This window comes from Maritimibacter fusiformis (assembly GCF_008086115.1).
In the GTDB taxonomy this organism is placed as follows: Bacteria; Pseudomonadota; Alphaproteobacteria; order Rhodobacterales; family Rhodobacteraceae; genus Muriiphilus; species Muriiphilus fusiformis.
In genome coordinates, this window is the sequence record NZ_VSIY01000012.1 from 1 (window position 1) to 8,060 (window position 8,060).

Sequence of the window (8,060 nt, forward strand, 5' to 3'; positions counted from 1 at the left end):
CTAGGTCTTGAACCCACAAAAGGAATTCCCTTTGGATCGTTGTCGTGATTCACTTTTTGGAAACCGGAGGTGAGCATGACGGGCAGGCATGATCTGAGCGATATGGCGTGGGCGGTGATCGCGCCGCTTCTCCCCAACAAGCCGCGCGGCGTGGCGCGTGTGGATGACCGGCGAGTGATCTCGGGCATCTTCTATATTCTGCGAACCGGCGCCCCCTGGCGCGACCTGCCGCAACGCTAAGGTCCCGGAACCACCGTCTACAACCGATACAACAGGTGGGCGAAGGCCGGGGTCTGGCTGCGCATTTTCGAGGCTTTGGCGGAGAAAATTCTCGCATTCCTTACACTTGATCGACAGTTCCATCGTGCGCGCCCACCAACACGCCGCCGGTTGAAAAAAGGGGGCGCGGATCACGCCATCGGCCTGTCTCGGGGAGGGCTGACGACCAAGATCCATGCGGTCGTGGACCGCCGCGGCCTGCCGGTCCGACTTCTGCTCACCTTAGGGCAGGCCTCCGACAAGACCACCGCGCCGGAACTGGGCGGTCCCCTCGGGCTCACCGGCGATATGGTCGGGGACCGGGGCTACTTCGGTCGGGCCGTGATCGCCGCCATCGAAGCGTCGGGCGCAACCGCCCATATCCCCAGCTAATCCAACGTGCGCCGCGTCCGAACCGTAGATCGCGACCGCTACCAGGAACGCAACCGCGTCGAGCGGTTCTTCAACCGGCTCAAGCACTTCCGGGGCATCGCCAACCGATACTTCAAGACCGCCACGAACTTCCTCGCGGCCCTTCACCGCGCTTCAACGAGACTATGGATCAGACATTATGAGTCCACGACCTAGGAGGCTGAGACCTTCTGGACCGAGTTCCTGCGCTCGCTGCGCGCCCGTGGCCTCGGCGGGGTCAGGCTGGTCATCATCGACGCGCACACAGGGCTCAAGGCCGCCATCGTCCGGGTCTTCGAGGCAACCTGGCAGCACTGCCGCGTTCACTGGATGCGCAATGCGCTGGCCCATGTCTCACGCGGCCAGCACATCGTCGTCGCCGCCGCGATCCGGCAGGCGTTCGAGGAGCCCGACCGCGCCCATGCCGGCGAGAGCTGGCGCAAGGTCTCAGAGCAGCTCCGCCCACGCTGACCCAAGCTGGCCGACCTGATGGACGCCAGCGAACACGAAGTGCTCGCCTACATGTCCTTCCCCCGCCAGCATCGCACCAAGCTGCACAGCACCAACCCGATAGAACGCTTGAACAAGGAAGTGAAGCGCCGCGCCGATGTCGTCGGGATCGTCCCCAACGAAGCCTCCATCATGCGCCTGATCGGCGCCGTGCTGTTCGAGCAGAACGACGAATGACAGACCTCGAGCCCCTACATTTTGGTCGAGGCCCTCGCCAGGATCGACACCGAGGAGATCGACCCTTTTCTCAGCATCACAACGAAAGCCGCCTGATCATGCCCTCAGGCCATCCAGGAAACTACACAAGCTTAACGGACGCTACCCAACAAGCCACGTTCATTAATACATCCAGTCACGGATCGGCCTGTTGCAAAGCGCGTTCCCTGCCTGTGACGATTCAGACCAGGCGCCTTGCATCTCTCGACAGGATAATTTCTGCCAGCTGGGTCGGCTCCGGCCTCAAATCGCGGGCGTTGTGGCCATTTCCCGCGTTGCGCCACGCCGCCGGGGTGTCCGGAGCAAGCGCAAACCATTGAGAACGACCAGAACCGTGCCCCCTTCGTGGCCGATCACAGCCAGTGGCAAGGGCAGATCGAAGAACAGCCCGCCGATGACCAAAACCGCCATCGCGCCCATTGCAAAGACCAGGTTCTGCCGGATGATCGTCGCGGTCCTGCGCGCCAGCCGATGCGCCTCTGCAAGCTGCCCCATGTCTTCCGACAGGAGTGCAACGTCGGCGGCCTGAAGCGCGACCTCCGATCCCGCCGCGCCCATCGCGATCCCCACATCGGCGCGGGCCAGCGCGGCCGCGTCGTTGACGCCGTCCCCGACGAACGCGACCTTGCCCTTGGCGGCAAGCTCGCCGACCATGCGGACCTTGTCTTCAGGCAGCATGTCGGCGTGGATTTCGTCGGGGTGGAACCCGAGTTCGTTTCCGATCCGCAGGGCGACCGGCGCGCGATCGCCGGTCAGCATGAGGATCTTCGTGACGCCGCTGTCTCGAAGTGCCGCAAGTGCGGGCCGGGAGCTCGCGCGGGCTTGATCGGCGAGGGTGACGGCTCCGAGTACGCTGGTATCCTGACCGAAGTAGATGACCGTCTGCGCCTCGCCGGCCAGCGCGCTTAGGGCCGGATGCTCGATCTCGGCCCCCATGCGCGCCGCCATGCGCGGATTACCCGCCCAAAGCTTGCCACCGTCCGCATCACCGACGATCCCTTCGCCCGGCTGGGTGATCACGTTCGTGACGTTTACGGGCTGGATGCCCAGGTCGGCCGCCTCTTGCCGGATGGCCGCGCCACTGTGATGTTCTGAATGGGCCTCGAGCCCGGCCAGCAGGGACAGGAATTCCTGCTCATTGCCGTCAAGGGCGACCACGGTAGAGACAGAGGCCTTGCCGGTCGTCAGCGTCCCTGTCTTGTCAAACGCAAACGTATCGACCGCCGCGAGCGTTTCGAGCGCGGCCCCGCCCTTGAACAGCACGCCCCCTCGCGCGGCAGCCGAAAGCGCGGACAGGAGCGCGGCGGGCACCGAGATCACGATAGCGCAGGGGCTGGCCGCGACCAGCAGGATCGCGGCCCGATAGAGCGCCTCGTGCCAGTCGCGCCCAAGCCAGTTGAAGGCGGCGAAGGCGACGACAGCACCGATCAGGACCGCGATCGTGTATCGCTGCCCGAACCACTCGCTGAAGCGTTCGGACGGGGCCTTTGCGGCCTGCGCCTCGGTCACCAGGGCGATCATTCGTGCGACGGTGCTTTCCTCGATCGTCCTGGTGACGGCTGCTTCCAGCACCCCGTCGAGGTTGACCGTCGCCTCAAAGATCAAAGCACCCTTCTGCTTGGTGACGGACATGGACTCGCCGGTGATGTTCGCCTCATCGAGCGCGCCGCGGCCCTTGACGATCATCGCGTCCGTGGGCACCCGTGCGCCCGGCCGCAACACGAAGATGTCGTCCACCTTCAGGTCCGCGACCGGAATTTCCGTGACGGTGCCGTCGGGCGCTTTTCGCAACGCGGTTTCGGGACGCAGCGCCATTAGGGCCTCGATGGCATGCCGCGCGCGCCCAAGTGCGCGCTGCTCCAATGTTGTCGAGACGCTGAAAAGTGTAAGCAGCACCGCACCCTCGAAAGGTGCCCCCACGGCCGCCGCCGCAACTGCCGCCACGACCATCAGCAGATCGATGTCCAGAACGCGATCTTCCCACAGGGTGACGATCGCCCGCCACGCTGCTGGCAATCCCCCAAATAGATACACGAGCACGAGACCGACAAGAAACGAAAGCCCGGCGGCGCTTCCCCGCAACGGCCAGAACGCGAGAGTGGCCAGGAGCATCCCGAGGACGGTCAGCGCTGTCAGCAGCATCGACCGATCTGCAGCGAGCAGCTTTCGCACATCATCTTCCCCGGTGGCGGACCAAAGTCTTCGGCGTCGGCTATCACGTCCCTTTACCTCGATGCCAGCAGATAGTCGCTTGAGAAGGTGCGTCGAATGGTTCCGGGAGGCCGGCGGCTGCGGGGAATCGCGTTCAGGACGGGGGAGTGGTGCACCGGATGAAATCGGGTCACCGGCACGTGGGTTTTTAATCCTTAGGGATTTTGTGAGCGGGACAGCGCGGCACAGAAACACTGTAGAGACGTGAATGAACTTTCGTTGGTAAACACGCCTTCCTAAACCCAGCGCAGGAAACCGCCAACGGCCCTGATGGTCCGACGCCGACCTTCACCCCAAAGCGGACATCGACTTGTGACGGACAAGCCGCGATGCAACTTTCACATTTCTGCCAGCCGAGCATCGTAAAGCATTAACGATCGGATACCGGCCATGCGAAGAAATCATCCGCCAGAAAAGGTGTCAACGCCCCGTCATTTCCTTTCCCGAGATGTTCTTACCGTCAAGCTTTCGGCCAGAGCCGGTGTCAGGAATTCAAGTACGGCACGGATACGGGCGGTGTGGCGCAGGTCTTCGTGGGTCAGCAGCCAGAGATCCAGACCGAAGGGGACGGGCAACTCGCCGACACGTATCAGGCCGGGTTTCCGGTCGGCGATGGCACAGGGAAGCACCGCGAGGCCAAGGCCCGCGGTGGCCTAGGCGGACCGCGCAGGCCACCGAATTCGAGCGCACCGCCGGGCGCTTGCCGGGCAGCAGTTTTTCAAGTTGGCGGGTCAGCGGCGCGTGGGCGCTGTCAAAGCCGATCCAGTCATGCTGCGCCAGATCGGTGCCGGGATGCGCGGCGCAGTAGTCCTGCCCGCCGTAGACCGCGAACTCCAGCCGCCCGACCTGCCTCCCCACCAGCGTCTCGGGCGGGGTGTTGCCGATCCGCAGGGCGATGTCGGTTTCACGGCGCGACAGGTTGAGCGCCTGGTTGCCGACCACGATTTCCACCTCGATCCCCGGATAGGCGGCACGGAACCGTCCAAGATGATCCGGCAGCAGCCAGAAGGCGAGCATGTCGGTCGCCGTGATCCGCACGATGCCGCTCAGCCGCAGATCCTGCCCGGTCACGGTGCGGTCAAGGGTGGCGACATCGGCCTCGATGGACTCGACGATGCGCAGCGTTTCCTCGCCCGCCGGGGTCAGCGCATAGCCGGTCGGCAGGCGATCGAACAGTCGCACCCCTAGCGTTTCCTCGAACCCGGCGATCCGGCGGAACACCGTGGAATGGTTGACGCCCAGGCTGCGCGCCGCCCCCGACAGGCTGCCTGCCCGCGCCACGGCCAGAAACACCCGCAAATCGTCCCAATTCGAAAGCTGTGCATTCATGCAAGGCAACCTTTCCGTTTTTGCCACTCCCTGTGCGCTCATTGTGCAGCCATATCTTGTTCAGACGCAACAGAGATCACATGAAAGGTTCAAGCCATGAGCAACACAACCATCCGCACCACCCTTCGCAGCGACGAGCTTTCCTGCCCCTCCTGCGTGCCGAAGATCGAAAAGGCGCTGCTGGCCCTGCCCGGCGTGGAAAAGGCCGAGGTGAAATTCGCCAGCGGGCGGATCGAGGTCGAGCATGACGCGGCGCTGACCGATGTGGACGCCCTGGTCAACTCCATCGCCAAGACCGGCTACGCCGCCAAACCCTCAGCGTTCTGACCACCCCCCCACCCCACCGCCGCAAGCGGTGGGGTTTGCGCTGAAAGGAGAGAGCACATGTTTTCCGCAATCATGGATATTTACAGACACCCGGCCAGCCGGCGCAAATGGCTGACGATTGCCAGTGGGGTGTTCATCACCATTGCGCTGGTCGCCTGGTATGGGTTCGGGCTGGCCGCCCCCTGGGCGCCGTTGATGACGATTGCCGCAGTGCTCGCCGGGTATGACATTGCCCTGCGGGCCTGGGCTTCGTTGCGCTTGCGCATACTCAGCATCGAATTGCTGGTCATCGTGGCGGCAATCGGTGCGCTGTTCATCAACAACCACTGGGAATCCGCCGCTGTCACCTTCCTGTTCATGCTGGGCGCCTGGCTGGAAACCCGCACGATGAGCCGCACGCGTGGCGCGCTCAAGGCGCTGATCGACGCGGCGCCTGTCACCGCGACGGTGCTGCGGGATGGCCGGACCATCGAGGTCGCCGCGCATGAGGTGCAGCTTGGCGAAACCGTTCTGGTCAAGGCCGGAGAGCGCCTGCCGGTCGACGGTGAGGTGATCGAAGGCACCGCTGCGGTCAACGAGGCCTCCATCACCGGCGAGCCGATCCCGGCCGAGAAATCCCCCGGTTCGCGTGTCTTTGCCGGAACGCTGGCCGAAAACGGCCTGCTGCATCTGCGCGCCACCGGCGTTGGTGCCGACACCACGCTGGCGCGGATCATCACCCGCGTTGAAAAGGCGCAGGAGGCCAAGGCCCCGGCGCAGCGGATGATCGAGAGTTTCGGGCGTTGGTATACGCCGGGCGTGTTCGTGATGGCGATCGTCAGCTACATCGTTACGCGCAACGTTGAACTCGCGTTGACGCTGCTGGTGGTCAGTTGCCCCGGCGCGCTGGTCATCTCGACGCCGGTTTCGGTCGTGGCCGGGATCGGGCGCGCGGCCCGCGCCGGTATCCTGATCAAGGGCGGCGAGCATCTTGAGAACGCCGGGCGCATCACCGCGCTGGCGTTCGACAAGACCGGAACGCTGACCGAGGGCCAACCGCGTCTGGCCGAGGTCGTGGCACTGGCGGGGCAAAGCAAGGATGACGTGCTGCTCTGGGCGGCGATTGCCGAGACCGGGTCGAACCACCCGCTGGGGCGCCCGATCATCGAGGCGGCGCAGGCGCAGGGCCATCTGCCCACCGCCGAGTCTCTTGAGGAGATTGCCGGAATGGGCCTGATTGCCCGCCATGACGGCTATGAGATCGCCGTCGGCAGCCACCGTCTGTTCGACCACCTCGGGATCGGTTTTTCCGCCGAGGCGAAAGACGGCATTGCCCGCCTGCACGGGCTGGGCCACACGGTGGTGATCGTTGCGCGCAATGGCGAAGTCGTGGGCCTGCTGGGGCTCGCAGACATGGCGCGCGCCAGTGCCAGGTCGATGATCGACCGGCTGCACGCCCTTGGGGTGCGCCGCGTGGTGATGCTGACCGGCGACCAGCGTCCGGCAGCCGAGGCGATTGCCAAGGCGGTCGGCGTGGACGAGGTGCATGCGGGCATGATGCCCGACGACAAGTTGGACCGCATCCGGGCCATGCGCGCCGAGGGTCTGCGCGTGGCGATGGTCGGCGACGGCATCAACGACGCGCCCGCCCTGGCGGCGGCCGACATCAGCATCGCGATGGGCGCCAGCGGCAGCGACATCGCCATCGAAACGGCGGATATCGCGCTGATGACCGACGATCTGGGCAAGATCGCCGAGGCGATGGAAATCTCGCGCGCCACGCTGACCAACATGCGCCAGAACCTCGTCATCGCGGTTCTGACCGTCATCGGCCTGCTGATCGGCGTCTATACCGGCACGATCCACATGGCCGGCGGGATGCTGGTTCACCAGTTGTCGGTGCTGGTCGTCATCCTCAACGGCATGCGCCTCTTGCGTGTGCCCAAGGCGGCCAGGGCCAGAGTGGCGGTTGTGAGAGGCGAGCGCGTCGCTCCATAACGGACAGGACAGCGAAAGCACTGAACCCGCGCCTCAAGGGCGCGCGTTCTTGTGCCCAGATATGACCGCAGCACTGGTCAACACGATGTTCAGCATCCACCATAAGTTCAACACCGACGAGATCGGCCACAACCAGACGGTATCGCCGGTCCGGTTGAATGATCGGCGCTGCGTCAGCGCGACCGTCGCCGCAGGCACGATGTTCGGGCAGGCAGCGGGCCGACCGCCTTACTCATTCAAGCTGGTCGTCAGATTGCGGATGCCCGCTGTAACCGCCTCCGTCTTGGTGGTGGGATCTATTCCAGCTGAGTGTTTCTGAGAGCATGTTAAGGTGCTCTTATGGCTCAGAAAAACCGCTATCTGTTTCGGGGGGGAATTTCGGAGCGGAAGTTCCGCGATCTTCTGCGCCTTTTTTGCGCTCGATATCACGGCCGATCGCGCGGCGGCCCTGACCGGTCTGAACCACAAGACGGCGGCGGCGATCTACAGCCTCTTGCGGGCGCGCATGGCCGAGCTGGCGCAGGAGGGCTGCCCCTTTCGCGGCCAGGTCGAACTCGACGAGAGCTATTTCGGACCGACCCGTCAGCGCGGCCGGCCGGGGCTTGGCAAGGGGCGTGGCGTCAGGGGCAAGGTGCCGGTCTTCGGCATCCTCGAGCGCGGCGGGCGGGTGCATTGCCAGATCGTGAAAAACTGTTCGAAAGCAACGCTTCTGGCCATTGTCGAGGGCCATGTGGAGTTGTCGGCCGAACTCGTCACCGACGGCTTCCGAAGCTATGACGGCCTCGTCGAGGCGGGCTTCAAACGCCATCACCGGATCAACA

8 protein-coding genes and 1 pseudogene are annotated in these 8,060 nt (G+C 64.5%); 7 read left to right on the plus strand and 2 right to left on the minus strand.

All coding sequences use genetic code 11. The features are described 5' to 3' along the window. The first annotated feature begins 75 nt into the window (after positions 1-75). From FVF75_RS17870 to FVF75_RS12225, 3 genes and pseudogenes are all read left to right on the plus strand, one after another. Positions 76-240: a transposase gene (locus tag FVF75_RS17870; RefSeq protein WP_148377953.1), complete on the plus strand. Its 165-nt coding sequence runs from the start codon at positions 76-78 to the stop codon at positions 238-240. A 75-nt stretch (positions 241-315) separates the two neighbouring features. After that, a complete protein-coding gene (locus tag FVF75_RS17875) occupies positions 316-651 on the plus strand; it encodes a transposase (protein ID WP_281289620.1) in 336 nt (111 codons plus the stop codon). Between the two features lie 195 nt (positions 652-846). Then, a pseudogene (locus tag FVF75_RS12225) lies at positions 847-1,452 on the plus strand (IS256 family transposase); the annotation flags it as partial. A 186-nt stretch (positions 1,453-1,638) separates the two neighbouring features. Here FVF75_RS12225 and FVF75_RS12230 read toward each other — a convergent pair. Both FVF75_RS12230 and FVF75_RS12235 read right to left on the minus strand, forming a co-directional pair. Further along, positions 1,639-3,537, minus strand: a complete 1,899-nt coding sequence (locus FVF75_RS12230) for a heavy metal translocating P-type ATPase (protein WP_148378277.1) — start codon at positions 3,535-3,537, stop codon at positions 1,639-1,641. 561 nt (positions 3,538-4,098) lie between these two features. Further along, positions 4,099-4,935 (minus strand): LysR family transcriptional regulator, encoded by an 837-nt coding sequence (locus tag FVF75_RS12235; protein ID WP_246138078.1) that lies wholly within the window; start codon positions 4,933-4,935, stop codon positions 4,099-4,101. Between the two features lie 96 nt (positions 4,936-5,031). Between FVF75_RS12235 and FVF75_RS12240 the strand changes: the two genes are divergently transcribed. The 4 genes from FVF75_RS12240 to FVF75_RS12255 all read left to right on the plus strand — a co-directional run. Beyond that, positions 5,032-5,262: a heavy-metal-associated domain-containing protein gene (locus FVF75_RS12240; protein ID WP_148378268.1), complete on the plus strand. Its 231-nt coding sequence runs from the start codon at positions 5,032-5,034 to the stop codon at positions 5,260-5,262. A 72-nt stretch (positions 5,263-5,334) separates the two neighbouring features. Then, positions 5,335-7,239 (plus strand): heavy metal translocating P-type ATPase, encoded by a 1,905-nt coding sequence (locus FVF75_RS12245; protein WP_246138079.1) that lies wholly within the window; start codon positions 5,335-5,337, stop codon positions 7,237-7,239. Between the two features lie 61 nt (positions 7,240-7,300). Beyond that, complete coding sequence (locus FVF75_RS12250; protein WP_148378272.1) at positions 7,301-7,558, plus strand: hypothetical protein; 258 nt, start codon at positions 7,301-7,303, stop codon at positions 7,556-7,558. Positions 7,559-7,570: 12 nt separating this feature from the next. Further along, on the plus strand, positions 7,571-8,060 hold a 490-nt coding region (locus FVF75_RS12255), incomplete at its 3' end, for an IS1595 family transposase (RefSeq protein ID WP_148378275.1).

Coding starts and splice junctions, on each gene's coding strand:
- FVF75_RS12245 (WP_246138079.1), top strand. CDS start 5,335: ATGGATATTTACAGACACCCGGCCAGCCGGCGCAAATGGCTGACGATT.
- FVF75_RS12240 (WP_148378268.1), top strand. CDS start 5,032: ATGAGCAACACAACCATCCGCACCACCCTTCGCAGCGACGAGCTTTCC.
- FVF75_RS12235 (WP_246138078.1), bottom strand. CDS start 4,935: ATGAATGCACAGCTTTCGAATTGGGACGATTTGCGGGTGTTTCTGGCC.
- FVF75_RS12230 (WP_148378277.1), bottom strand. CDS start 3,537: ATGCTGCTGACAGCGCTGACCGTCCTCGGGATGCTCCTGGCCACTCTC.
- FVF75_RS17870 (WP_148377953.1), top strand. CDS start 76: ATGACGGGCAGGCATGATCTGAGCGATATGGCGTGGGCGGTGATCGCG.
- FVF75_RS12250 (WP_148378272.1), top strand. CDS start 7,301: ATGACCGCAGCACTGGTCAACACGATGTTCAGCATCCACCATAAGTTC.